Annotated in this window: 19 protein-coding genes and 1 tRNA gene; 16 read left to right on the forward strand and 4 right to left on the reverse strand. The window is 73.8% G+C overall.

The genetic code is table 11. The annotated features are described in order from the left end of the window. Positions 1–24 precede the first annotated feature (24 nt). Positions 25–1,434, forward strand: a complete 1,410-nt coding sequence (locus ACWDRR_RS39620; protein ID WP_449777142.1) for a glycosyltransferase 87 family protein — start codon at positions 25–27, stop codon at positions 1,432–1,434. Positions 1,435–1,459: 25 nt separating this feature from the next. On the opposite strand, the gene ACWDRR_RS39625 is transcribed toward ACWDRR_RS39620, so the two are convergent. Then, a complete protein-coding gene (locus ACWDRR_RS39625; RefSeq protein WP_449777143.1) occupies positions 1,460–3,232 on the reverse strand; it encodes a penicillin-binding transpeptidase domain-containing protein in 1,773 nt (590 codons plus the stop codon). Between the two features lie 173 nt (positions 3,233–3,405). Beyond that, positions 3,406–5,226 (reverse strand): dolichyl-phosphate-mannose--protein mannosyltransferase, encoded by a 1,821-nt coding sequence (locus tag ACWDRR_RS39630; RefSeq protein WP_449777144.1) that lies wholly within the window; start codon positions 5,224–5,226, stop codon positions 3,406–3,408. Positions 5,227–5,331: 105 nt separating this feature from the next. Between ACWDRR_RS39630 and rsmI the strand changes: the two genes are divergently transcribed. From rsmI to ACWDRR_RS39665, 7 genes are all read left to right on the forward strand, one after another. Continuing rightward, positions 5,332–6,189, forward strand: a complete 858-nt coding sequence (gene rsmI / locus ACWDRR_RS39635) for a 16S rRNA (cytidine(1402)-2'-O)-methyltransferase (protein WP_449777145.1) — start codon at positions 5,332–5,334, stop codon at positions 6,187–6,189. A 235-nt stretch (positions 6,190–6,424) separates the two neighbouring features. Further along, a complete protein-coding gene (locus ACWDRR_RS39640; protein WP_449777146.1) occupies positions 6,425–6,850 on the forward strand; it encodes a hypothetical protein in 426 nt (141 codons plus the stop codon). Between the two features lie 127 nt (positions 6,851–6,977). Next, positions 6,978–8,600 carry a methionine--tRNA ligase gene (gene metG, locus ACWDRR_RS39645; RefSeq protein ID WP_449777147.1) on the forward strand — a complete coding sequence of 541 codons (1,623 nt, stop codon included), beginning with the start codon at positions 6,978–6,980 and terminating at the stop codon, positions 8,598–8,600. Next, positions 8,600–9,478: a TatD family hydrolase gene (locus tag ACWDRR_RS39650; protein WP_449777148.1), complete on the forward strand. Its 879-nt coding sequence runs from the start codon at positions 8,600–8,602 to the stop codon at positions 9,476–9,478. Before metG ends, ACWDRR_RS39650 begins: the two co-directional genes overlap by 1 nt. Before the next feature lie 182 nt (positions 9,479–9,660). Continuing rightward, entirely contained in the window at positions 9,661–10,545 is an 885-nt protein-coding gene (gene rsmA, locus ACWDRR_RS39655; RefSeq protein WP_449777149.1) for a 16S rRNA (adenine(1518)-N(6)/adenine(1519)-N(6))-dimethyltransferase RsmA, read from the forward strand. Beyond that, positions 10,542–11,468 carry a 4-(cytidine 5'-diphospho)-2-C-methyl-D-erythritol kinase gene (locus tag ACWDRR_RS39660; RefSeq protein ID WP_449777150.1) on the forward strand — a complete coding sequence of 309 codons (927 nt, stop codon included), beginning with the start codon at positions 10,542–10,544 and terminating at the stop codon, positions 11,466–11,468. The genes rsmA and ACWDRR_RS39660 overlap by 4 nt, the downstream gene beginning before the upstream one ends. A 114-nt stretch (positions 11,469–11,582) precedes the next feature. Continuing rightward, complete coding sequence (locus ACWDRR_RS39665) at positions 11,583–13,388, forward strand: ABC-F family ATP-binding cassette domain-containing protein (RefSeq protein WP_449777151.1); 1,806 nt, start codon at positions 11,583–11,585, stop codon at positions 13,386–13,388. Between the two features lie 34 nt (positions 13,389–13,422). On the opposite strand, the gene ACWDRR_RS39670 is transcribed toward ACWDRR_RS39665, so the two are convergent. Then, complete coding sequence (locus tag ACWDRR_RS39670) at positions 13,423–15,438, reverse strand: FUSC family protein (protein ID WP_449777152.1); 2,016 nt, start codon at positions 15,436–15,438, stop codon at positions 13,423–13,425. A gap of 406 nt (positions 15,439–15,844) precedes the next feature. Here ACWDRR_RS39670 and ACWDRR_RS39675 point away from each other — a divergent pair, with 406 nt between their 5' ends. The 4 genes from ACWDRR_RS39675 to ACWDRR_RS39690 all read left to right on the forward strand — a co-directional run bounded on the left by ACWDRR_RS39675 (position 15,845) and on the right by ACWDRR_RS39690 (position 21,160). Beyond that, positions 15,845–16,384 carry a hypothetical protein gene (locus ACWDRR_RS39675; protein ID WP_449777153.1) on the forward strand — a complete coding sequence of 180 codons (540 nt, stop codon included), beginning with the start codon at positions 15,845–15,847 and terminating at the stop codon, positions 16,382–16,384. Positions 16,385–16,427: 43 nt separating this feature from the next. Next, positions 16,428–18,062 (forward strand): WXG100 family type VII secretion target, encoded by a 1,635-nt coding sequence (locus ACWDRR_RS39680; RefSeq protein WP_449777154.1) that lies wholly within the window; start codon positions 16,428–16,430, stop codon positions 18,060–18,062. A gap of 200 nt (positions 18,063–18,262) precedes the next feature. Further along, a complete protein-coding gene (mycP, locus tag ACWDRR_RS39685) occupies positions 18,263–19,621 on the forward strand; it encodes a type VII secretion-associated serine protease mycosin (protein WP_449777155.1) in 1,359 nt (452 codons plus the stop codon). A gap of 198 nt (positions 19,622–19,819) precedes the next feature. After that, positions 19,820–21,160, forward strand: a complete 1,341-nt coding sequence (locus ACWDRR_RS39690) for an MFS transporter (RefSeq protein ID WP_449777156.1) — start codon at positions 19,820–19,822, stop codon at positions 21,158–21,160. Positions 21,161–21,236: 76 nt separating this feature from the next. Here ACWDRR_RS39690 and ACWDRR_RS39695 read toward each other — a convergent pair whose 3' ends face one another. Next, on the reverse strand, positions 21,237–21,842 hold the full coding sequence (locus ACWDRR_RS39695) for a flavodoxin family protein (protein WP_449777157.1): 606 nt from the start codon (positions 21,840–21,842) through the stop codon (positions 21,237–21,239). A 169-nt stretch (positions 21,843–22,011) separates the two neighbouring features. Between ACWDRR_RS39695 and ACWDRR_RS39700 the strand changes: the two genes are divergently transcribed. The 4 genes from ACWDRR_RS39700 to ACWDRR_RS39715 form a co-directional block, all read left to right on the forward strand. Then, positions 22,012–22,422 carry a winged helix-turn-helix transcriptional regulator gene (locus tag ACWDRR_RS39700; protein ID WP_449777158.1) on the forward strand — a complete coding sequence of 137 codons (411 nt, stop codon included), beginning with the start codon at positions 22,012–22,014 and terminating at the stop codon, positions 22,420–22,422. Positions 22,423–22,568: 146 nt separating this feature from the next. After that, positions 22,569–22,641 (forward strand) — tRNA-Thr (locus tag ACWDRR_RS39705). Positions 22,642–22,812: 171 nt separating this feature from the next. Next, positions 22,813–23,481: a LuxR C-terminal-related transcriptional regulator gene (locus ACWDRR_RS39710; RefSeq protein WP_449777159.1), complete on the forward strand. Its 669-nt coding sequence runs from the start codon at positions 22,813–22,815 to the stop codon at positions 23,479–23,481. A gap of 118 nt (positions 23,482–23,599) precedes the next feature. Further along, on the forward strand, positions 23,600–24,262 hold a 663-nt coding region (locus ACWDRR_RS39715; RefSeq protein WP_449777160.1), incomplete at its 3' end, for an NAD-dependent epimerase/dehydratase family protein.

Consider the following 24,262-nt stretch of genomic DNA (forward strand, 5'->3'; position numbering starts at 1 on the left):
GGCCCCCACCCATAACCTTCCACCATGGTGAGCACCCGCACGCCCGGCCACTCCCGCCCGCGCGGCCGCTTCACCGGCCGTGGCGGCCCGTCGGCCCCGCCCGCAGAGGCCGCCCCGGCCGCCGGGCGCGGTCGCCGGCGCGGCATGCCGGCGCCCGGTCCGTTCCCCCGTCAGCGTGGTGACCGGGTCACCGGCACCCCGCCCGATCGGCTGAACCCTGCCCGGCTCGCGTCGCTGCGGCGCGTCCAGCTGTTCGGCTGCCTGGTGGCGGCCGGCTGGGCGGCGGCCTTCCCGCTCGTGTCGGACCTGCCCAACCAGCGTCTCTGGGGGGCCGTCGCGGCTCCCGCGTACGCCCTCGCCGGGCTGCTCTGCCTGATCCTGCCCCGCCGGTGGGCGGCCCGCACGGCCGCCGCCGTCGCCGTGCTCGGCGCCGTCCTGGTGCCGTTGGCGCTGCTGGCGCTGCAGGGCCGCCACCAGTCCGAGGTGATGGTGGTCGAGCGTTCGGCACACCTGCTGCTCACCACCGGCAGCCCGTACCTCCCGCACCCGGTGGTGGTCACCGACTACAACCCGTACCTGCCGGCGATGACGCTGTTCGGGATGCCGCGCGCCCTGGTGGGCAGCGGCAACCCGGTGGCGCAGGTGGTGGGGGACGCCCGGATCTGGTTCGCGCTGACCTTCCTGGCCTGCCTGCTGGCCAGCTGGCGGCTGCTGAGGCCGTCCCGGGACCGGGCCCCGGTGCTGCCGCTGGCCGTGCTCACCGCCTCGCCGCTGATCGCGCTGGCCCTGGTGGTGGGCGGCGTGGACCTGCCGCTGATCGGGGTCTGCTGCCTGGCCATGGCCCTCGCCGAACGGGACCGCACCATCGCCGCCGGGCTGGTCCTCGCGCTGGCCTGCACGCTGAAATGGACGGCCTGGCCGGCGCTGCCGGTGGCCGTGCTGCTGCTCTGGCGGCTCTACGGGCGGCGTCCGGCGGCCCGGGCCGGGCTGACCGCGCTCGGCGCCGGCCTGCTGGTGATCCTGCCCTCGGCGCTGGTCCGGGCGGACGCGCTGCGCGAACAGGTGGTGCGGTTCCCGCTGGGGCTGACCGCGATCCAGACGCCGGCCGGCAGCCCGCTGCCCGGCAAGGTGCTGGCGGGGTTCGGGCCGACCGGGCACACCGTGTCGCTGGCGCTGATGACGGTGGGCGGGCTGGGAGTGGCGATCTGGCTGCTGGCCCGGCCGCCGGTCTCCGCGATCGCCGCCGCCGACCTGCTGGCGGCGGGGCTGGCGATCGCCTTCATGCTGGCGCCGGCCGGGCGCTTCGGCTACCTGGCGCTGCCGGTGGTGCTGGTGATCTGGCCGCGGCTGGCGGCCCGGCGGTGGAGCGGGCGCCGGCCCGTCCCGGTCAGCTGTCTGCTCACCAGGCCGGAGCCGGCCCTGCCCCGGGGCTGACCGCGGGGCAGGGCCGGCCGGGGGGTCAGCGGTTGCCGGCCGCCTTGATGACGGCGGCGACGGCGGGGCCGGCCGCGTCGGCGCCGTGGCCGCCGGCCTGGACCTCGGCGGCGACGGCGATGTTGCCCCGGTAGGCGGTGAACCAGCTGTTGGTGGTGTCCACCCCGGCGACCTCGGCCGAGCCGGTCTTGGCACCCGCGTTGTCCGAGATGCCGGCCATCGCGCCCTTGGCCGTGCCGTCCTTGGCGGTCGCGGCCATCATGGCCTTCAGCTTGCCGACGGCGTCGGGGGAGAGGTTGCGGGCGGCCTTCTGCTGCGGCAGGTCCGCGACCAGGATCGGCTGCTTGAACTCACCGCTCTGCACCGTGGCGGTGACCGAGGCGATGGCCAGCGGGTTCATCTGGACCTTGCCCTGGCCGATGGACTGCATGGCCTGCTCGTCCTTGTTGGCGCCCGGGTCCGGCACCCGGCCGTCGACGTTGGGCAGGCCGGTCTTCCACTCCAGGCCGATGCCGAACACGTCCTTCGCCGTGGCACCGAGCGTGCCCGGCTTCAGGCTGGCCAGGCCCTGGTCGATGAAGGCGGTGTTGCAGGAGATCATGAAGTCCTGCTGGAGCGTGTTGTTCGGGTAGGCGTCCGGGAACGAGTTCGGGATCGCCTTCGGGTTGCTGCTCTTCACCGGGCAGGCGACCGGGGTGTCCGGGTTGACGCCGGCCTCCAGCAGGGCCGCCGAGGTGACGATCTTCATCGTCGAGCCCGGGGCCAGCAGGCCGACGAAGGCCCGGTTCTGGCCGGTGGCCGGGGCGTTGGCGAAGGCCAGCACCTGGCCGGTGCTCGGCTCGATGGCCACGATCGAGCCCTGCTTGCCGCCGAGGTCGGCCATCGCCTTCTCGGCGGCGGCCTGCACGGCGTTGTCGATGGTCACCTTGAACGGCTTGGCCGGCTTCGGCTCGACGATGGTGAAGAGCTTGTCGGTGGTGCCCTTGCCGGCCGCGTCGGTGATCACCACGCCGCTGCCGGCATCGCTCTGGTCCTTGGTCGGGTCGGCCTGGAGGATCTTCCGGGCGTTGTCCTGGAGGGTGGAGATCAGCGCCGGGGTGATCGAGGCGCCCTGCAGCGGCTTGTTGTTGCGGTCGACCACGTTGGACGGCGGGGCGAAGACCGGCTGGGTGGAGATCACCTCGCCCGCGGCCAGGTGCGGGTGGATCACCGACGGGGCCCAGTGCACGGCCGGGGTGTTGTCGCTCATCTTCACGACGCCGAGGAAGCCGTTGTAGTCCCAGACCCGGTTGGTGCCCTCGAACTCGGCGCGCGCCTTGAAGCCCATCAGCACGCCGGAGGGCGCGGCCGGGGCGGTGGCCGAGGGGGACTCGGTGCCCGCCGCGGACGGCGCCGCGGAGCCGGTGGCGGCGGTCGAGGGCTTGGCGGTGGCCGGCGCGGGGGTGCCGGTCGCGGAGGCGAAGGCGGCCGGGGTGGCCGGCCCGGCCGGCGCGAGGGTCAGCGCGCTGGGCTTGACCTGGTCCCTGAAGGCGGTCAGCGCGGCGGTCGCGGCCGCCGGGTCGTCCGTCAGCCCGGCCGCCTTGGCGAGGTCACCGGCGGCCCAGGCCTCCAGGAAGTCCTTGGCCCCGGCCGCGGCCTGCTCGGCGCTGGGGGGCTCGGCGACCACCGTGCGGGCCTTCTTGCCCTCGGGCCCGTCGGAGTCGCCCGACCCGACGAGGCTGTAGGCCCCGTACCCGCCGCCCGCGAGCACGGCGACGGACACGCCGGTGATGATGCCGATCTTGGCGCCTCTGCGCATGGTGCTGCTCCCCCAAGGGTTTGGCGACTGGCCGTAGCCGGAGATGGCCGGATACGCGTTCGGTGTCCAGGTTAGGCAGCCGAACTCGGTGCGCCGACGAAACGCCCGGGTCTTGTGACGGATCTGGTACGTGTCACGCACCACCTCGGCACGGTTCCCACCTCCGGTATCCGTCAGATCCAGCTGTTGAACCACATCCGCTTGCGCCAGTCGTCCATCGGGATCGTCTGCCCCGTGTACAGGGGGTAGAAGAAGAGGAAGTTCCACATGATCAGCAGGATCAGCAGGCCGGCCGCGGCGGAACCGATGATCCGGCGGTCGCGGGACGCCCCGGGCGGGCCGATCAGGGCACCGACCAGCATGGTCACCGCGAGCACCAGGAACGGCACGAAGGCCACCGCGTAGAACAGGAAGATGGTCCGGGTCTGGTAGGCGAACCAGGGCAGGTAGCCGGCCGCCAGGCCGCAGAGCACCGCGCCGGCCCGCCAGTCGCGCCGGGCGGCCCAGCGCCACAGGCAGTACACCAGCGCCACCACGCCGGCCCACCAGAGCAGCGGCGTTCCGATGCCCAGCACCTCGCGGGCGCAGTCGCTCACGGTGCAGCCGGCCTGGCCCTGCTTCGGGGACTCGTAGAAGAAGGAGACCGGGCGGCCGACCACCAGCCAGCTCCACGGGTTCGACTGGTAGGTGTGCGGGTCGCTCAGGTGGGTGTGGAAGTCGTACACCGTGGAGTGGTAGTGCCAGAGCGCGCGCAGGCCCTCCGGGATCCACGGGAACGCGGTGTCCCGGCCGACCGCCCAGTCCCGGCCGTAACCGCCCCGGCCGGGCACGGTGCTGCTGGCGAACCAGCCCCACCAGGAGGTGATGTACACCACGACGGAGACCACGACGATCGAGACGAAGGCCGGCACCACGTCCCGGACCAGCGTCCACAGGTAGGGGCGGTCCGCGCCGGCCAGGCGGCGCGAACCGGCGTCCCAGAGCACCGTCAGGACGCCGAAGGCGGCCGCCACGTACAGGCCGCTCCACTTGGTCGCGCAGGTCAGGCCGACGCAGACGCCGGCCGCGATCCGGTACGGGCGCCAGCCGAGGTTCAGCCGCCGGGCCGCGGCGGAGTCCGCCACGCCGCCCAGGCGCGAGGCGATCCGGGCCCGGGTGCGGTCGCGGTCCAGCAGCAGGAAGCCGAACGCGGCGAGGATCCAGAACATCACCACCAGGTCCAGCAGCGCGGCCCGGCTGAGCACGAAGTGCAGGCCGTCCACCGCGAGCAGCAGCCCGGCGACGCAGCCCAGCAGGGTCGAGCGGAACAGCCGGCGGGCGATCCGGGCCACCATCAGGATCGACAGCGTGCCGAGCAGGGCCACCGCGAACCGCCAGCCGAAGGGGTTCATCCCGAACAGCTGCTCGCCCGCGCCGATGATCCACTTGCCGACCGGCGGGTGCACGACGTAGCTCGGGTCCGGCCGGTACGGCACCGTCGAGCCCGCCATGATCTGCTCGTTGGCGCCGTCCGGCCAGCTGATCTCGTAGCCGCCGTGCCAGAGCGCGTAGGCGTCCTTGGCGTAGTAGGTCTCGTCGAAGATGATCGCGTGCGGCTCGCCGAGGCCGCTGAACCGGAGCAGCCCGCCGAACAGGGCCACCGCGAGCGGGCCCAGCCAGCCGGCCCAGCGGCAGAGCCAGGACCAGAGCGGTGCCGGCACGGCTGCCCCGAGCCGCAGCAGCAGCGGGGAGGGCGGGACCCGGGCCGGCGTCACACCCGGGCCGTCCGGCATCGGCGGCACCAGCCGCTCGGTGAGGGTGGCCCTCGGCGGCGGCGTGTAGCCGTGCCGGGCCAGGCGGCTCAGCCAGGACGGGCGCTCCGGCCGGTCCGGGCCGGGCGCGCGCGGGGCGGGGACGGCGGGGGACGCCTGGTCCGTCAGGACCGGCACGCCGACGCCACCCTGTGCGGTGTGGTCTGTACCAGTGGGCGTCTGCGCCGCCGTGTCGCCGTTCATCCGCCACATCGTAGGGGCGCTTTCTTCGGGGAGGACGGCTCCCTCCGAAGCTGCCCGAATCGTCACCAAAAACACCGGGGCCCGGTTACTGGAAGGATGGGGCGTGTGACAGGAGTACTCGTTCTCGCAGGCACCCCCATCGGCGACGTCTCGGACGCCCCGCCCCGGCTGCTCACCGAGCTGACCGCGGCGGACGTGATCGCGGCCGAGGACACCCGGCGGCTGCGCCGGCTCACCCAGGCGCTCGGGGTGACCCCGACCGGGCGGGTGCTCTCCTACTTCGAGGGCAACGAGGTGGGCCGCACCCCCGAGCTGGTCGAGGCACTGCAGGGCGGTGCCCGGGTGCTGCTGGTGACGGACGCCGGGATGCCCTCGGTCTCCGACCCCGGCTACCGGCTGGTGGCCGCCGCGGTGGCCGCCGACATCAAGGTCACCGCGGTGCCCGGGCCGTCTGCGGTGCTCACCGCGCTGGCGCTGTCCGGCCTGCCGGTGGACCGCTTCACCTTCGAGGGCTTCCTGCCGCGCAAGGCCGGGGACCGGGCCCGTCAGCTGGCCTCGGTCGCCGCCGAGCCGCGCACCATGGTCTTCTTCGAGGCTCCGCACCGGATCGCCGAGACGCTGGCCGCGATGGCCGAGGCGTTCGGCGCGGACCGGCCCGCGGCGGTCTGCCGCGAGCTGACCAAGACCTACGAGGAGGTCAAGCGGGGCCCGCTCGGCGAGCTGGCGCCCTGGGCCGCCGAGGGCGTCCGGGGCGAGATCACCGTGGTGGTCGCCGGCGCCCCGCCGGCCGCGCCGCAGGAGCTGACCCCGGCCGAGCTGGCCCGTCTGGTCGCCGTCCGGGAGGAGGCCGGCGAGCGGCGCAAGGAGGCCATCGCGGCGGTCGCCGCGGAGCTCGCCCTGCCCAAGCGGGAGGTGTTCGACGCGGTGGTCGCGGCCAAGAACACGGCGGCCGGCAAGGCCTGAAACCCGCAGGTGCCGGGGGTGTCGGTGGCGCGTACCTTGGAGGGAAGGCCCCGGTAAACGCCCGGTGAGCTGAAGCTTTGGCCGCGGTTTTCGGTCAGGACCCACCCTTTCGTATAGGGATTCCCAATCCGCGTCCAAGTCTTCACAAGACGGGCATCGGCCGGGGCGTTCCGGGCATTTCCTGGGATGGAAAGACCCAGCCGGGCGAGCGTCCGGCGGGCGCTGGGAGACGGCTATGAGCGAGACGATCGGTAGCCCCCGCGGTGGCAATGCGCTGAGCGACCCCGGCCTGACCGGCCGGCCGCAGACTCCCGTCGAGACCGTCCGGGAGGCCTACTCCTTCGCCTGCCTGAGCTGCGGGTACGGCTGGGAGCAGGCGTACGACATCGAGCACCACGTGGCCCGGGACGGGCACGTCGTGTTCGAGTACCACGCCAACGGTGTCCGGGTGCCGTCCCCGCTGCTCAAGCCGACCTGCCCGGGGTGCGGTGGCCACACCGTCCGGATCATGCGCGAGGGCCGGGTGGCCGTCGCCGACAAGTCCTGGCAGCACGCCCCCGGCTACTCGGCGCACGCCGAGCCGGCCGGGCCCCAGCCGGTGGCCGCGCCCGCCGCACCGCGCGGACGGCTGGGCCGGCTCTGGGCGCGGCTGACGGGCTGAGCGGTCGGCCGAACGGTCCGGCGGCCCGGTGGCCCGCCGGTGGCCGACCGGCGGGCCGGGGCGTCGGCCGGCGGTGCCGGGGTCGCCGGTCGAGGGCCGCCCCCGCACCCGATTAAGCTTGCCGACCATGGCGGCCACTGCAGAACACAGCACCACCGGGGACGCGACCCCGGCGTACTACGTCACCACCCCGATCTACTACGTCAACGATCGCCCGCACCTGGGCCACGCCTACACCACCGTGGCGGGCGACGTGCTGACCCGCTGGCACCGCCAGCGCGGCGAGAAGGTCTGGTACCTGACCGGCACCGACGAGCACGGTCAGAAGATCCTGCGGACGGCCGAGGCCAACGGCGTCAGCCCGCAGGAGTGGTGCGACAAGCTGGTCGAGGAGGCGTGGAAGCCGCTCTGGCAGCACCTGGAGATCGCCAACGACGACTTCATCCGCACCACCCAGGAGCGGCACACCGACCGGGTGCAGGAGTTCGTCCAGGACCTGTACGACAAGGGCGAGATCTACAAGGGCGGCTACTCCGGCCCGTACTGCGTCGGCTGCGAGGAGTACAAGCTCCCGGCCGAGCTGCTGGACGGCGCCACCGAGGGCGAGAAGCTCTGCGCGGTGCACAAGCGGCCCGTCGAGTGGCTGGAGGAGGAGAACTACTTCTTCCGCCTCTCCGCCTACGGCCCGAAGCTGCTGGAGTTCTACGCGGCGAACCCGGACTTCATCCAGCCCGCCACGGCCCGCAACGAGGTGCTGCGCTTCGTCGAGCAGGACCTGAAGGACCTCTCGATCTCCCGCTCCACCTTCAACTGGGGCGTGCCGCTGCCCTGGGACGAGAAGCACGTCCTGTACGTCTGGGTCGACGCGCTGCAGAACTACATCACCGCGGCCGGCTACGGCACCGACCCGGAGCGCTTCGCCGAGCTGTGGCCGGCCTCCGTGCACCTGGTGGGCAAGGACATCCTGCGGTTCCACGCGGTGATCTGGCCGGCCATGCTGATGGCCGCCGGACTGCCGCTGCCCAAGCGGGTCGTCGCCAACGGCTGGCTGATGGTCGGCGGCGAGAAGATGTCCAAGTCCAACCTGACCGGCATCGCCCCGCAGGACCTCACCTCGCACTTCGGCGTGGACGCGTACCGCTACTACTTCCTGCGGGCCATCCCGTTCGGCACCGACGGTTCGTTCTCCTGGGAGGACTTCACCGCCCGGTACACCTCCGAGCTGGCCAACGACTTCGGCAACCTGGCCTCCCGGGTGGCGGCCATGGTCGGCAAGTACTTCGACGGCGTGCTGCCGGCCTCGCCGGCCCACGGCGCGGCCGAGCAGGCCGTCGCGGACGGGCTGACGGCGGCGGTCGCGACCGCCGACCGCAAGATCGGCGAGGAGCTGGACTTCGCCGGCGGCCTCGCGGCGATCTTCGAGTTCGTCAAGCAGGTCAACGGCTACCTCACCGAGCAGGAGCCCTGGAAGGTCGCCAAGGACGACTCGGAGGAGGGCCGGGCGCGCCTGGCGACCATCCTCTACACCGCGGCCGAGGCGCTGCGGGCCACCGCCGTCCTGCTCAACCCGGTGATGCCGGCCACCGCCGAGAAGCTCTGGGTCTCGCTCGGCGCCGAGGCCGCCGGGCTCGGCGCGCTGTCCGCGCAGACCGTCGCCACCGCGGCGGACTGGGGCCGGCTGCCCGTCGGGGCCACCGTCACCAAGGGCGAGATCCTGTTCCCCCGCCTCGAAGAGAAGCCCGCCGCCTGATGGCCAAGAAGGACGACGACCGGTCGACGCCGCCGCCACTGCCCGCCCCGCTGGCGGTGGCGGTCGCCGACTCGCACACCCACCTGGACATGCAGTCCGGCACCCCCGCGGAGGGCCTGGCGCGCGCCGCCTCCGTCGGCGTGACCACCGTCGTCCAGGTGGGCTGCGACGTGCCCGGCTCGCGCTGGGCCGCCGACCTGGCGGCCCAGTTCGAGCAGGTGCACGCGGCCGTCGCCCTGCACCCCAACGAGGCGCCGCGGATCTTCCTCGGCGACCCCGACGGCTGGTCCGGGCAGCAGCGCCCGGGCGGGGGCGCCGCCGCGCTCGACGCCGCCCTCGCCGAGATCGACGCGCTGGCCGCGCTGCCGCAGGTCCGGGCCGTCGGCGAGACCGGTCTGGACTACTTCCGGACCGGCCCCGAGGGGGTGGAGATCCAGAAGGAGTCGTTCCGCCGCCACATCGAGATGGCCAAGCGGCACGGCAAGGCCCTGGTGATCCACGACCGGGACGCGCACGAGGACGTCATCGCCGTGCTGCTGGAGGAGGGCGCCCCCGAGCGGACGGTCTTCCACTGCTACTCCGGCGACGCCGCGATGGCCCGGACCTGCGCGGAGCACGGCTGGTACCTCTCCTTCGCCGGACCGGTCACCTTCAAGGCCAACCAGCCGCTGCGGGACGCCCTCGCGGCCACCCCGCTCGACCGCGTCCTGGTCGAGACCGACGCGCCCTTCCTCACCCCGCACCCCTACCGGGGCCGCCCCAACGCGCCGTACCTGATCCCGGTCACGGTCCGCTCGATGGCCGGGACGCTGGGGCTGCACGAGGACGAGCTGGCCACCGCCATCGCGGCGAACACGGCGCGGGCGTTCGGGTACTGATCGCACGAACGTCGGAATCCTCCCGACCGTCCACGAGTTCCACCGGGACGAGGAGAAGGGCGTCCACCTGCCCGTCGCCCAGCACGAAGGAGTGCTGAGGACCTCGGTGCCCTGCCCCGTGGAGATCGACCTCGCGGCGGTCGTCGAACTGTGAGCACCCGCCCCGCCCGTATCCTTGCGGGGTGAGCACCACCGACCCCACCTCCGACACCCACCTGCTCGGCGCCTCCGACATCAGGGAGCTGGCCGCCACCCTCGGGGTGAAGCCGACCAAGCAGCGCGGGCAGAACTTCGTCATCGACGGCAACACCGTGCGCCGCATCGTCCGGGCCGCCGAGGTGACGAGCGAGGACGCGGTGGTCGAGGTCGGCCCCGGGCTCGGCTCGCTCACCCTGGCACTGCTCGACGTCGCCGCGCACGTCACCGCCGTCGAGATCGACCCGCTGCTCGCCGAGCACCTGCCCACCACCGTCGCCGCCCGGCTGCCCGCCCGCGCCGACGCCTTCGACCTGGTGCTCAGCGACGCCATGGAGGTCACCGAGCTCCCCGGCCCGCCGCCCACCGCGCTGGTCGCCAACCTCCCGTACAACGTGGCCGTCCCCGTCCTGCTGCACATGCTGGCCACCTTCCCCAGCATCGAGCGCACCCTGGTGATGGTGCAGAGCGAGGTCGCCGACCGGCTCGCGGCCAAGCCCGGCAACAAGGTGTACGGCGTCCCGTCGGTCAAGGCCAACTGGTACGCCGAGGTGAAGCGGGCCGGCGCCATCGGGCGCAACGTGTTCTGGCCCGCGCCGAACGTCGACTCCGGGCTGGTCTCGCTGATCCGCCGCGAGCCGCCGACGACCACCGCCACCCGCACCGAGGTGTTCGCGGTCGTCGACGCCGCGTTCGCCCAGCGCCGCAAGACGCTGCGCGCCGCCCTCGCCGGCTGGGCCGGCTCCCCGGCCGGGGCCGAGCAGGCGCTCGCCGCCGCCGGCATCGACCACAAGCTGCGCGGCGAGATGCTGACGGTGGAGCAGTTCGCCGCGATCGCCGAGCACAAGCCCGTGAAGTCGGAGTCCGAGTGATCACGGTACGCGTCCCCGCCAAGGTCAACGTCCAGCTGGGGGTCGGCGGACTGCGCGCCGACGGCTTCCACGACCTGGCCAACGTCTTCTTCGCCGTCGCCCTCGGCGACGAGGTGACGGCGAGCGCCGCCGGGCCGGGCGAGGGCGTCACCCTCACCTGCTCCGGCCCGGACGCGGCCGTCGTCCCGCTCGACGACAGCAACCTCGCCGCCCGCGCGGCCCGGCTGCTCGCCGCCCGGCACGGCATCGCCGACCCGGACGTGCGGCTGCACATCGACAAGGCCATCCCGGTGGCCGGCGGGATGGCCGGCGGCAGCGCCGACGGCGCCGCGGCCCTGGTGGCCTGCGACGCGCTGTGGCAGCTCGACACCCCCGCCGCCACGCTGCTGGAGCTGGCCGCCGAACTCGGCTCCGACGTGCCGTTCGCCCTCCTCGGCGGCGTCGCCCTGGGCCGGGGCCGCGGCGAGATCCTGGACCCGCTGCCCGTCACCGGGACCTTCCACTGGGTCTTCGCCGTCGCCGACGGCGGGCTCTCCACCCCCGCCGTGTTCCGCGAGTGCGACCGCCTCCGCGAGGAGGCCGGCACCGGCTCCCGCGACACCGACGTGCCCACCCCCGACGCCGACCCCGGGCTGCTCGCCGCCCTCGCCGACGGCGACGCCGTCGCCCTGGCCGGTGCGCTCGCCAACGACCTGCAGTCGGCCGCGCTCTCGCTGCGCCCGTCGCTCGCCGCGACCCTGCGGGCCGGCACCGAGGCCGGCGCCCTCGGCGCCCTGGTCTCCGGCTCCGGCCCGACCTGCGCCTTCCTCGCCAAGGACGCCGAGGCCGCGGCCGCCGTCGCCGAGGCCCTGCGCGCGTCCGGCACCTGTCGTACCGCGCACGCCACGTACGGCCCGGTACCGGGGGCCCGCGTACAGCCGTAGCGAGGCGCCTCGGGCTTCCCCATTAGGCTGGGGAGATCGGGGTGTCCCCGAGTGGGGTGCGCACCGGGAGATCGGGGCGGCCCCGAGACCGCCGAACCCAGGAGCGCAGCACACGTGGCCGTCAACCTCGCCACCATCGAGTCCGTCACGAAGGTCTACGGCACCCGGGCCCTTCTGGACGGGGTCAGCCTCGGCGTCAGTGAGGGGGACCGGATCGGCGTCGTCGGACGCAACGGTGACGGCAAGACCACCCTGATCCGGATGCTCGCCAAGCTGGAGGAGCCGGACGGCGGCCGGATCACCCACGCCGGCGGGGTGGAGATGGCCGTCCTCACCCAGCACGACTCGCTCGACCCGAAGGCCACCATCCGGCACGAGGTGATCGCCGGCCGGGCCGACCACGAGTGGCTCGGCGACGCCCGGATCCGCGACATCATCGAGGGCCTCTTCGGCGGCCTCGACCTGCCCGGCTTCGCCGACGGCCTGGACACCGTGATCGGCCCGCTCTCCGGTGGCGAGCGCCGCCGGATCGCCCTCGCCAAGCTGCTGCTCGGCTCGCCGGACCTGATCGTCCTGGACGAGCCCACCAACCACCTCGACGTCGAGGGCATCGCCTGGCTCGCCAAGCACCTCCAGAACCGCCGCTCCGCGCTCGTCTGCGTGACCCACGACCGCTGGTTCCTGGACCAGGTCTGCACCCGGATGTGGGACGTCCAGCACGGCGCCGTGCACGAGTACGAGGGCGGTTACTCCGACTACGTCTTCGCCCGCGCCGAGCGCACCCGGATCGAGGCCACCGAGGAGCAGAAGCGCCAGAACCTCGCCCGCAAGGAGCTGGCCTGGCTGCGCCGCGGCGCCCCCGCCCGGACCTCCAAGCCGCGCTACCGGATCGAGGCCGCCAACGCCCTGATCGCCGACGTGCCGGACCCGCGGGACAAGAGCGAGCTGATGAAGTTCGCCAACGCGCGGCTCGGCCGGACGGTGTTCGAGCTGGAGGGCGTGACCGTCACGGCCGGTCCGAAGCTGCTGCTGGAGAACCTGACCTGGCAGCTCGGCCCCGGCGACCGGATCGGCCTGCTCGGTGTCAACGGCGCCGGCAAGACCTCGCTGCTCCGGGCGATGCGCGACGCGTACGCCTCGGAGGGCGACGTGCAGCCCGCCTCCGGCGTGATCAAGGTCGGCAAGACGGTCCGGCTGGCGTACCTCTCGCAGGAGGTCGCCGAGCTGGAGCCGGAGACCCGCGTGCTGCAGGCGGTCGAGCAGGTGCGCTCCCGGGTGGACCTCGGCAAGGGCCGGGAGATGAGCGCCGGGCAGCTCTGCGAGCAGTTCGGCTTCGGCAAGGACAAGCAGTGGACGCCGGTCGGCGACCTCTCCGGCGGCGAGCGGCGTCGGCTGCAGCTGCTCCGGCTGCTGATGGACGAGCCCAACGTGCTGTTCCTGGACGAGCCCACCAACGACCTCGACATCGAGACGCTCAACCAGCTGGAGGACCTGCTCGACGGCTGGCCCGGCTCCATGGTCGTGATCAGCCACGACCGCTTCTTCATCGAGCGCACCACGGACGTGGTGCACGCGCTGCTCGGCGACAAGAAGATGCGGATGCTGCCGAACGGCGTCGACGAGTACCTGGAGCGCCGCGCCCGGATGGCGGCCGCCGCGGTGCCGGCCGCGGCCGCCGTCGTGGAGGCGCCGGGGGCCGGCCTGTCCGCGGGGGACGTGCGGGCGGCGAAGAAGGAGATGCAGAAGCTGGAGCGGCAGATCGCCAAGCTGGACGAGAAGGAGTCCAAGCTGCACGCCCAACTGGCCGAGCACGCCGCCGACTTCTCCAAGGTCGCGGAGCTGGACACGCAGCTGCGCGGCGTCCGGGAGGAGAAGGAGGAGCTGGAGATGAGCTGGATGGAGCTGGCCGAGCAGGTCTGAGGCCGGTCGTCTGTCGGCGGTCGGCTGCTGGCGGTCAGCCCCGGCTGCCGAGGAGCGTTTCGAGTTCGTCCGCCGCACGGCCCAGCGCGCTGCGCGCCGGGTCGTGCGGCCGGGTCGGGCGGGCCGCCGACCGGGTCGGCGGGCGGTGCTCGCGGGCGGCCGCGGTGAGATCGTCCAGGGCCTGCCGGACCCGCGCCACCTCGTCCGGCTCGGGGACCCGGCCGCCGTACCGGATCTGTGCCGCGTACGCCGCCACCGCGCCGCTGAGGCGCTCCAGTGCGGCCGTCGCGGGCAGCCACTGCTCGGCGAGCCGGCCGGTGGGCGGCGGCTCGGCGAGGCCCTGCCGGACCTCCTGGCGGGCGTCGGCGAGGGCGCGGTAGGCGGTGCGGCGGAGCCAGACCTCGGCGACGGGGGCCGGTGGGGCGGCGGAGGTCTGCGGGGTGTCGGGGGCCGGCGGGGTGTCGGAGGCGGGCGTGGGTGGGGCGGCGGGGGCTCCCGATCCGGTGACCGACGCGAGGTAGGCCCGGAGCGCGGCGGTCGCGTCGACCAGGCGCGGCTCGATCCGGTGGCGCGGTCGTTCCGGCCAGAGCAGGTAGCCGAAGAGCAGCACGATCGCGCTCGCCAGCACGGTGTCCAGGACCCGCGGCCAGAACTCGGCCGCGCTGCTCTGCCCGCCGAGCTGGAGCAGGATCAGCGCCATCGGGGTCATGACGACGGTGTTCAGGCCGTAGTGCGCCGCCGTCGCGTACGGCAGCAGGGCCACGCAGAGCGCGGCGATCACGGTCAGCGCCCACGCGTCGGTGGTGAGCGAGAGCACCCCCGCCGTCACCGCCACCCCCAGCACGGTGCCGATCGAGCGGCTGACCGCGCGCAGGAACACCGAACCGAGGTCCGGCTTGAGCACGAAGGCGATCGTCATCGGCACCCAGTAGCTCTTGCTGAGCGGGAGCGAGGCGGTGGCGGCCGAGCCGACCGCGATGCAGAGCGCCACCCGCAGGCCGTACCGGACCGACCCCCGGGAGAGCAGCCGCACGCGCAGCCGCCACGGGTCCGGGGGCGGGGCCGGCGCGGTGCCCAGGACGGCCTCGCGCCCGGCGACGGTCTCGGCGGCGGCGCGCAGGGCCACGTCCAGCGCCTGCCGGGACGGCGTGTCGGGCTCCCAGTCGGGCACCGCCACCTCCCCGCCGTCGCCCTCGACGGCGCGGGCCAGCCGCCCGGGGACGGCGGCGACCTCCGGCGGCACCGGCCGCCAGGCCCAGAGCAGCCCGCTCGCCGCCTCGGTGGCGGCCAGCGCCGCCTCGTACATCCGGCGGAGCCGGACCGTGCGGGGGGACTCGGGGACCCGGGAGCGGGGCGGCGGGAGGAGGTCCTGCAGCTGGTTCAGGCGGGCCGTCAGGACCTGGCGGGAGGTGGCGCCCCGCGGGGTGCCGAGGTCCGCCAGGGTGCGGCCGAGCGCCTCGTACGCGGCGGCCAGCGCGCGGTTGCGCGGGTCGGCGCGGGGCCGGCGGTAGCTGCGGCGCGGCAGGCCGAGCAGGATCACGAACGCGGCCCCGGCCAGCATCATCGGCGCGGCCGCCCACCACGGCCGGGCCAGCGGCATCCCGCTGCCCAGCGCGGCGGAGACCAGCAGCAGCATGCCGGCCGCCGACCCGCGCGGCCCGGTGGCGCTCAGCGCACCGGACACGAACGCCGTGGCGGTCAGCGCCATGCCGATGACGAGGGCGGTCGAGTGGAACCCCTGGGGGTGGAACTCCTGCAGGGCGGTACCGATCAGCATGCCGAGCGCGGAGGCGAGGACGGCGGAGGCGATCCGCGGGGCGCGGAGCCGGGTCGGCTCGACGCGGTCGTTCATGGTCGCGTGCATCGCGCCGAGGCCGGCGAAGATGCCGAGGTCCAGGCGGTGGGTGAGCTGCCCGAGCGCGAGCGGCACCGCCATCCCGACCGCCGCCCGCACCATCAGCGCGAGCGGCAGCGGCGGCCGGGCCGGGCGGGCGGCCCGGGCCCACCAGGGAGTGCTCCGCTGCACGGGATCGGCCGACCGGGACGGCACGTGATCACATCCATTCCGCTGCCGGCGCCTCGCACGCGGACGGGCGGGGGCGGGGGTCGCTGCTGTGCGACATTGCGCGGCAGATGAGGTCGTACCCGGCCGAACCGGACCCGGCCAGTCTAGCGGCCGTCCGGGTGGGGGTCGCAGGCGAGTTGTACGTGTCAAGTTCGTACCGATCGCGCTCGGTCCTGGCACGGGCCCTGCCGACCTGACGGAGCGGGTGGCTACGATGGCTGAGGCGACTGCCGTGCCGAAGGAGGGGCGGAGCGCCGAGTACGACTGTACGACCGAGAAGTTGACGGTGTGTTGCGGTGCGGTGGCCTGCGGGTCGCCCCGCACGCGGGGGAGAGGTGGATTTGCGGTGGCTGACGCACCTGTGGGCGGAGAAGCCGGGACAACGAACGGAGTGACGGCCCCTCCGGACGACACGCCGTTCTCGCTTGGTGGTCATGACAACGGCATTCTCGGCATGTTCGGCATGTCCGGTGTGGTCGACACCGTCGTGCGCGTCGTCGAGACGAACGTCAGTGCCTCGGCACTGGTGTCCGCCTTCGGCAGTAAGAACGTCAAGATCGAGCTGGACACGCTGACCGCCTTCGCGAAGAAGATCGAGGCGCTGCTCCAGGCGATGGAGGGCTCGGAGGCCGCGTCGTACAACCTCCAGGAGCAGCGGCTGCACGAGGACAACTTCGGCAAGGGCTTCACGCAGTCCACCGACCTGACGGCCGCGTACGGGAAGACGCACGACGCACTGGTCAAGCTGCACAAGGACTTCGTCTCCCAGATCGAGGCGATGAAGGCGGCGGTGGCGAAGACGGCGGGCAACTACGCCGGCAACGAGGAGCACACGACGGCCACTCAGGCGAACATCGCCAAGAACGCCGGTGTGCCGCGTCCGGCGGCGGGGCCCAACGGGCCGGCCCCGGCGAGCGGCCAGGGGTTCTGACGGTGGTGCAGGGCGGGACTTCGAGTGACACGGGGAGTGAGTGATGGCAGGCGGAACGGACTTCGAGGGCAAGCAGCACGAGGAACTCAAGGCGATGGTCGCCAGCACCGATCCGGCAAAGGTTCTGAGCAGGGGTACCCAGCTCAAGGCGGCCGGCCGGGTGCTGAGGGACCTCAGTGCGGCTCTCAAGGCCCACGTCGACCAGATTCAGTGGGAAGGTCCGGCTGCCGAGAGCTTCAAGACCTGGGCCGGCAACTTCCACAAGTCGGCCGCGCTGCTCGGTGAGTACTCCGTGGGCGCCGGTGACGCGATGCACCAGGCGGGTGAGGCGCTCAGCACCGCCAAGAGGGCGGTGCCCGAGGTCCCGAAGACCGATGTCGCGACGGTCAACAAGCACAACAACCAGCCGTGCCCGGTCATCACGCCGGTGCTGGAGATCAAGTACGGCGGTGTGGGCAGTTCCGCCGACCAGATCATGAAGAAGGTCGACTCCAACTGGGTGACCGCGGCCGAGGCCGCGGCGGCGAAGAAGAAGGTCGATCAGGAGCACCAGGAAGCCATCAACCAGATGGTGAAGCTGGCGCAGGCCTACGAGGCGGCCACCACGAAGCTGAACTCGCTCGAGATGCCGTCTCTGCCCGGGGTGCCGGGTGGCGATGGTGTCCACGGCAGCGAGGACGTCCCGGTCGGCGGAGGCGGTGGCGGCACGGGCTCGGGCGGCTACTCCCGCAGCCCCCACGCGGGCGTCGGCGGCGGTGGCGGGAGCTACAGCCCGCCCGGTGGCGGCGGAGGAGGCGGCGGTTCGGTGGCTCCCCGTCCGCCCGTGCCGGGCCCGCAGGGTCCGGGCGGGCCGGGGCACATCGACCCCGTCCCGCCGCGGACCGGCCCGACGCCGTTGCCGCCCGACCCGGGCGTTCCGGTGCCCACGCCGGATCCGACGCCTCCGGTCCACCGGCCGGGGACCGGCATCGACAGTGTGCCGACCCTGCCGACCGTTCCCACCGGCCCGGTCGGGCCGGGCGGTGGTGGCAGCCTGCCGCCGAACATCCCGGGCGGCCCGCCCGGCCACCCGGTCGTCCCGGGCGGCCCGCCCGGCGGCGGGCCCCTGCCGTTCACCCCCTTCGGTCCCACCGGTGGCGGTGGCGGTTCCCTTCCGCCCAAGGGGACGGGTCCGGCCTCGGGCCGGACGAGCACCTTCGGCGGCGGCTCGCTTCCCCCGAAGAGCACCGCGCCCGGGGGGCCCGGCGGCGGCCAGGCCTTCGGCGCCCGTGAGGCCCAGGGCGGTCGCTCCGGTGCCGGCAACGGCATGGGCGGCTCGGGCAGCGGCATGCACCCGGGCATGGGGGGCGGTCACGGCGGCGGAGCCTCCGGCGGCAGCGCGCGCGGGCGGGGTCTGACCTCGACCGGCGGCGGCACGGTCGGCGGAGCCAAGGGCCCGGCCGCGGGCGGCGCGTTCACGCCCGGCGGCACCGGTCTGCGGAGTCGGGCGGCAGGTGCGGGCGCGGGCGCGGAGAACGCGTCGCGTTCGGGGCAGAACGGCATGCCGGGCGGCCCGGGAATGTCGGGTCACGCGGGCAAGAGCGAGCGCGACCGCCGCAAGCGTGCCGACTACCTGCACGAGGACGAGGAGACCTGGACGAGCGGTACGCCGCAGAGCAATCCGGGCGTGATTGAGTAGGACTGCTACGACTGCCCGGCCACTGGGCTCGATCCCGGTGGCCGGGCAGACCTGTCCGGGGCACGGCTCCCGGCCGACGGGGAGATCGACAAGGAGTGGTGATGCGGCGGACGGACGTACGGGGACGCAGGCGCGGGTTCGCCGCTGTGGTGTTGGCCGCGGGCGTTGTCGCGGGGCCGGCGGCGCTGCCTGCTGCTGCGGTGGATTCGATTCGCGAACAGCAGTGGCATCTGGACGCCATGAAGGCACCGGAGATGTGGAAGACCACCAAGGGCGAGGGCGTCACCGTCGCCGTGATCGATGGTGGGTTCAAGCTGGACCACCCGGACCTGGTGGGGCAGTTGCTGCCGGGGAAGGACTTCAGCGGCCTGCAGGGCGGTGTCGGGGACTTCAAGGACGGCCATGGCACGGGGATCGCCAGCCTCATCTCGGGGACCGGCAAGGGCTTGGGCGGTCAGGGGGCCTACGGGCTGGCGCCCGGTGCCAAGATCCTGCCGCTGAAGATCAAGAACGACACCAACGCGGGAGCTGTCAGCACCTCGGAGTTCCTCGACCGGATCGGCCAGGCCATCACGTACGCCGCGGACCAGGGCGCCAAGGTCATCAACATCTCCCAGGCCGGCCCGGCGAACCAGGCGTCGTCCGACTCCGTTGCCGCGGTCAACGCCGCGATCGCCCATGCGACTGCCAAGGGTTCACTGGTCGTGGCGGGTGTGGGCAACTCCGCACAGGCGGGCAACCCCGTCGAGTACCCGGCCGCACTTCCCAACGTGGTCGGCGTGGGAGCGATCGACCAGAACGTCACGACCACGGCCGAGTCGGAGCAGGGGCCGCAGGTCGACCTGGTCGCTCCCGGCATCGACATGTACGACGCCTGCACCGGTGCCTCGGGGTACTGCAAGACCCACGGGACATCCGATGCCACCGCCATCGTCTCCGCCTCGGCGGCGCTGCTCTGGTCCGTCCACCCGGACTGGAGCGCGAACCAGGTGCTCCGGGTACTCATCAACACCGCGGGCAAGCCCACGGACGGTTCCAGCCGCAACGACGGCATCGGCTACGGGGCGGTTCGGCCGCGCATCGCACTCACCACCCCGGGCGACCCGGGGCCGGCGAACGTGAGCCCGATCCCCGAGCCGCCGGCCGGCGGGGCCGCGCCGACCGCCGTGCCGTCCTCGGCGGCCCCGTCCACCTCGGCGAGTCCCTCTTCGGCTGCGCCCACTGCGCAGAGCCAGGACAGTACGCCGGTCGCGGCGCCGGCTGCGCAGCCACCGGCCGCGCAGCCGCAGGCCGACAAGGCGGCCGAGTCCGGCAGCACGGTGCCGATCGTCGTCGCGGTGGTCGTCGGGCTGCTGGTCGTGGCGGGCATCGTGTTCTTCGTGGTGCGCCGGCGGGGGGCCGCCGCTCCGCAGGCCGGGCCCGGGACGCCGCCGGCTCCGGTGGGGTACCCGCACGTTCCGGGGCAGCCGCCGCAGCAGCAGGCCGGGCCCGGGGTGCCGCCGGGTCCGCCGTCGTACGAGCCGCCGGCTCCGCCGAGCGACAATCCGTACGCCCGGTAGGAAGCCCGAGCGGGAAGCCCGGACAGGACGACCGAACGACTGCCCGGCCACCGGCGTGAGCCCCGGTGGCCGGGCAGTCGTCGTCGGTCGGTGTCCGTGGTGGCAGGAGGTGCGGGGCGGGCGTGAGGTGACGGCTGTGCGCTGCCGTCACCCGGGTGGGTGCTGTCGCGGGGCCGCGGGGGTCGCCAGGGTGGCGGTATGGATACGCAGGAAGCCCGCCGGGCGGCGCAGTTGCGCCGGGCCGCGGCGGCGGCGCTGATCGGTACGGCGATCGAGTTCTATGACTTCTTCATCTACGGGGCGGCGGCCGCGCTGGTCTTCGGCGGGGTGTTCTTTCCGGAACTGAGCACCCTGGGAGCGCTGTTGGCGGCGTTCTCGGTGTACGCGGTGGCGTTTCTGGCCCGGCCGCTGGGGGCGGTGGTGTTCGGGCACTTCGGGGACCGGCTGGGGCGTCGGGCGACGCTGGTGGTGTCGCTGCTGCTGATGGGCCTGTCGACGGCGCTGGTCGGGGTGCTGCCGGGGTACGGGACGTGGGGCTGGTGGGCGCCGGTCGCGCTCGTGGTGCTGCGGGTCTGTCAGGGCGTGGGGCTCGGCGGGGAGTGGGGCGGCGCCGCGCTGCTGATCGCGGAGAACGCGCCGGCCGGGCGGCGCGGGCGGTACGGGGCGTTTCTGCAGCTGGGGCCGACGAGCGGGTTCGCGCTCGCCAACGGCGTCTTCCTGGTGCTCCAACTGACCCTGGATGAGCGGGCGTTCCACAGCTGGGGCTGGCGGGTGCCGTTCCTGGCCTCGCTCGCGCTGGTGGCGGTGGGGCTGTTCGTCCGGCTGCAGATCGAGGAGTCGCCGCTGTTCCGGGCCGGTGAGGTGCGGGCGCGGCCGCCGGTGCTGGAAGTCCTGCGCGGGCACTGGCGGACGGTGCTGATCGGCTGCGGTGTGATCACCGTGGGGTACGCGCTGTTCTACCTGACCACCACGTACGCGCTGGCGTACGCGACGACCGGGCTCGGGGTGCCGAGCACGCTGGTGCTGTCGATGCTGCTGGCGGGCTCGGTGGGCATGGCCGCGACGGTCTGGGTGAGTGCGCGGAGCAGTGACCGGTGGGGGCGTCGGCGGACGCTGCAGGCGGCGACGGGGCTCGCGGTGCTCTGGTCGCTGCTGCTGTTCCCGCTGCTGGAGACGGTGCGCCGGCCGCTGATGTTCCTGGCCCTGGCGGGGGCGATGGTGGTGCTGGGGTGCCTGCTCGGGCCGATGGCGGCGTACCTGCCGGAGCTGTTCCCGACCCGGGTGCGGTACACGGGGGCCGCGCTGACGTACAACCTGGGCGGGGTGGTGGGCGGTGCGACCACGCCGCTGATCGCGACCAGGCTGACCGACCGGTACGGGACGGCGGAGCCGGTCGGCTGGTACCTGCTGGCGCTGGGGCTGGTGTCGCTGCTCTGCCTGCGGCTGCTGCCGGAGACCAGCGGTACGGACCTCGCGGTGGCCGGGGCGGACGGCGGACGCCGCCGGGCGCCCGTGCTGGGGGCGGATCCGGCGGCGTAGCGCGCGGTGGCTCGATGCCGGTCCGGGCCGGCCGGGGTCGCGGGTGCGAGCGGACCCGGACCGGCGTCCGGTCGGGTCAGGCGGTGGCGGCGGCCTGGGCGGCGCGGCCGGCCAGCAGGGTCGCGGTGTGCTTGGCGACCCGGTCGCCGAGGTGTTCGGCGGTGGCGATGTCGGCCTTGTGCACGGCGTCGGCGCCGCCGTCGGACGGGGTGGAGGCGGCGGCACCGGCGAAGAAGCCGAGGCGGTTGAGGTCGTTCTCGCTGCCGGTCGAGGAGTTCCAGCCCGGCTTGAGGCCCAGGTTGACCCAGTTCATGCCGTGCTGGGCGGCGAGGGTCTGGAAGAAGCCGAGGGTGCCGGACTTGTCGCCGCTCTTGGAGGCGGAGTTGGTGAAGCCGGCGGCGACCTTGTCCAGCCAGGCGTCGCCGAACCAGCGCTTGCTGCTGGCCTCGGCGAAGGCGTGGAAGGCGCCGGAGGCGGTGCCCATGTAGGTCGGCGAGCCGAAGACGATCGCGTCCGCGGTGTCCAGCCGGGCCCACTGCTCCTCGGTGATGGTGTCGACGGCCACGGAGACGACCTCGGCGCCGGTGGCGGCGGCGCCGCGGGCGACGGCCTCGGCGATCACGGCGGTGTGGCCGTAGCCGGAGTGGTAGGCGATGGCGACGGTCGGGCGGATGGCGGTCATGACGGGGTGCTCCTCGGCGGGGCTCGGGGAATGGGGCGGCGGAACGGCGGGATGCCGGGAAGGGCGGGCGAGGGGGGACGGCGTCGTCCGGCCCCATCGGTCTCCAATATAGACCAGGTCTCCAATAGATACCAGGAGCGGATTGGAGACCGGGGCTACCCTGGAGGGCATGACGACGCAGGAGCAGTCCCAGGCCGGGGCCGGGCAGGCCCAGGAGCTCGATGTCTTCGCCCAGCTCTGTCCGAGCCGCGCGATGCTCGCGGACCTGGCGGACAAGTGGTCGATGCTGATCCTGATGGGCCTCGGCGAGTTCGGCCCGCAGCGGTTCTCGGAGCTGCAGCGCGCGGTGGACGGGGTCAGCCGCAAGATGCTCACCCAGTCGCTGCGGACCCTGGAGCGCAACGGTCTGGTGCGGCGCACCGTCTACCCCGAGACGCCGCCGCGGGTGGTCTACGACCTGCTGCCGCTCGGCCGGGAGCTGGCCGGGCTGCTGGCGCCGGTCGGTCGCTGGACGGAGGAGCGGACGGCGCGGATGCTCGCCGCACGCGAGGAGTTCGACCGGGCGCACGGCGAGGCCTGACCGGCCGTGCGACAGGCGCGGCGCAGCCTCCGGCCCCGTCGTGGCGCGCTTCCGGCGAGGGGGTCGGGCGCCGCCGCCCGGGTGCTCGGAGCCGATTTCCCTTCCGGGCCGTCGGCCGTGTAATGTCTTCCTTGTTCGACCGGTTCGCCCCTATAGCTCAGTCGGTAGAGCGTCTCCATGGTAAGGAGAAGGTCTGCGGTTCGATTCCGCATGGGGGCTCAAAGTGAAAGACCCTCGCCCAACGGCGAGGGTCTTTTTCGTTTCCACCCGCCGGTGCCGGCGTGGAGGCGGGCTAGCGGGTCGGGTACGGAATGCGCTGTGATGGTGCGTCATCGGCCGCCCGCCCCACCGGGTGCGGGCGCGGAGCCGGACCCCGACCGGGAGGGTGTCATGGGCGTTCGACTCGTGGTGGTCGACGACCATCGGTTGCTGGCCGAGGCGCTGGCCACCGCGCTCCAGTTGCGTGGCCATCGGGTGCTCGCGGTCGGCTCGCCGGCCGGGTCCGCCGCCGATCTGGTCGCCGGGCGCCGACCCGAGGTGTGCCTGCTCGGGGTGGCCGGGCCGGCCGAGCCGGGAGCCTTCGAGGGGCTGCGCCGGATCCGCCGGGAGCGGCCCGAGGTGGCCGTCATCGTGCTCGGGCCGGTCGGTGAACTGCGGGGCGTGGCAGGTGCGTTCGCGGCGGGTGCGGCGGGGTACGTGCCCAGCGACGAGCGGATCGAGGTGGTCGAGCGGGCCATCGGGCGGGCCCGGGCCGGGGAGGCGGCGGTCGCGGTGGACGTGCTCCGGGGCGCCTTCGACCAGTTGCTGCGGCCGGCGGCGGAGCCCGACGACGAAGCGCTGCGGCTGCTGCGGCTGCTGACCCGCCGTGAAGTCCAGGTGCTGGCCCGGATCGCGGACGGCGAGGACACCGCGGCGATCGCGGCGGGGATGCGGATCGCGGCGAGCACCGCCCGGACGCACGTCCAGCGGGTGCTCATGAAGCTCGGCGCGCGCACCCGGCTGGAGGCGGCGGCGGTGGCCGCCCGGACGGGGCTGCTGGAGCGGATGGCGCGGGACTGAGCGGGCGCCCCGGCCGGTGGTCCTGGGCACTCCGGCGGCCGGGGACAATAGGCCCCAGTCGTTTGTACGTCACCGATGGCCGCCCACCGGCGGACCATCGCCCGCTGGAGGTCTCATCATGAGTAAGTACCTGGTCACGGGTGGCGCCGGCTATGTCGGCAGCGTGGTCGCCGCCCACCTGCTGGAGGCGGGACACCAGGTGACCGTCCTGGACGACCTCTCCACCGGCTTCCGCGAGGGCGTGCCGGCCGGCGCCGAGTTCGTCCGGGGTCGGATCCAGGAGGCCGGCACGGTGCTCGACGCCTCCTTCGACGGGGTGCTGCACTTCGCCGCCTCCTCGCAGGTCGGCGAGTCGGTCGCGGACCCGGAGAAGTACTGGCGCAACAACGTGGCCGGTTCGCTGGAGCTGATCAGCGCGATGCGCGCGGCGGGCGTGCGCAAGCTGGTCTTCTCCTCCACCGCCGCCACCTACGGCGAGCCGGAGTCGGTGCCGATCGCCGAGACCGCCCGCACCGCGCCGACCAACACCTACGGCGCCACCAAGCTGGCCGTCGACCACCTGATCACCAGCGAGGCCGTCGCCCACGGGCTGGCCGCCGTCTCGCTGCGCTACTTCAACGTGGCCGGCGCGTACGGCGCCTACGGCGAGCGGCACGACCCCGAGTCGCACCTGATCCCGCTGGTCTTCCAGGCCGCGCTCGGGCAGCGCGAGCACATCGCGGTGTACGGCGACGACTACCCGACCCCGGACGGCACCTGCATCCGCGACTACATCCACGTC

Source organism: Kitasatospora sp. NPDC003701, from assembly GCF_053587085.1.

What these genes read in the sequence shown, in the direction of transcription:
- ACWDRR_RS39620 (WP_449777142.1), top strand. Translation starts at nt 25, where the DNA reads ATGGTGAGCACCCGCACGCCCGGCCACTCCCGCCCGCGCGGCCGCTTC.
- ACWDRR_RS39625 (WP_449777143.1), bottom strand. Translation starts at nt 3,232, where the DNA reads ATGCGCAGAGGCGCCAAGATCGGCATCATCACCGGCGTGTCCGTCGCC.
- ACWDRR_RS39630 (WP_449777144.1), bottom strand. Translation starts at nt 5,226, where the DNA reads ATGAACGGCGACACGGCGGCGCAGACGCCCACTGGTACAGACCACACC.
- ACWDRR_RS39640 (WP_449777146.1), top strand. Translation starts at nt 6,425, where the DNA reads ATGAGCGAGACGATCGGTAGCCCCCGCGGTGGCAATGCGCTGAGCGAC.
- metG (WP_449777147.1), top strand. Translation starts at nt 6,978, where the DNA reads ATGGCGGCCACTGCAGAACACAGCACCACCGGGGACGCGACCCCGGCG.
- ACWDRR_RS39650 (WP_449777148.1), top strand. Translation starts at nt 8,600, where the DNA reads ATGGCCAAGAAGGACGACGACCGGTCGACGCCGCCGCCACTGCCCGCC.
- ACWDRR_RS39680 (WP_449777154.1), top strand. Translation starts at nt 16,428, where the DNA reads ATGGCAGGCGGAACGGACTTCGAGGGCAAGCAGCACGAGGAACTCAAG.
- ACWDRR_RS39690 (WP_449777156.1), top strand. Translation starts at nt 19,820, where the DNA reads ATGGATACGCAGGAAGCCCGCCGGGCGGCGCAGTTGCGCCGGGCCGCG.
- ACWDRR_RS39695 (WP_449777157.1), bottom strand. Translation starts at nt 21,842, where the DNA reads ATGACCGCCATCCGCCCGACCGTCGCCATCGCCTACCACTCCGGCTAC.
- ACWDRR_RS39700 (WP_449777158.1), top strand. Translation starts at nt 22,012, where the DNA reads ATGACGACGCAGGAGCAGTCCCAGGCCGGGGCCGGGCAGGCCCAGGAG.
- ACWDRR_RS39710 (WP_449777159.1), top strand. Translation starts at nt 22,813, where the DNA reads ATGGGCGTTCGACTCGTGGTGGTCGACGACCATCGGTTGCTGGCCGAG.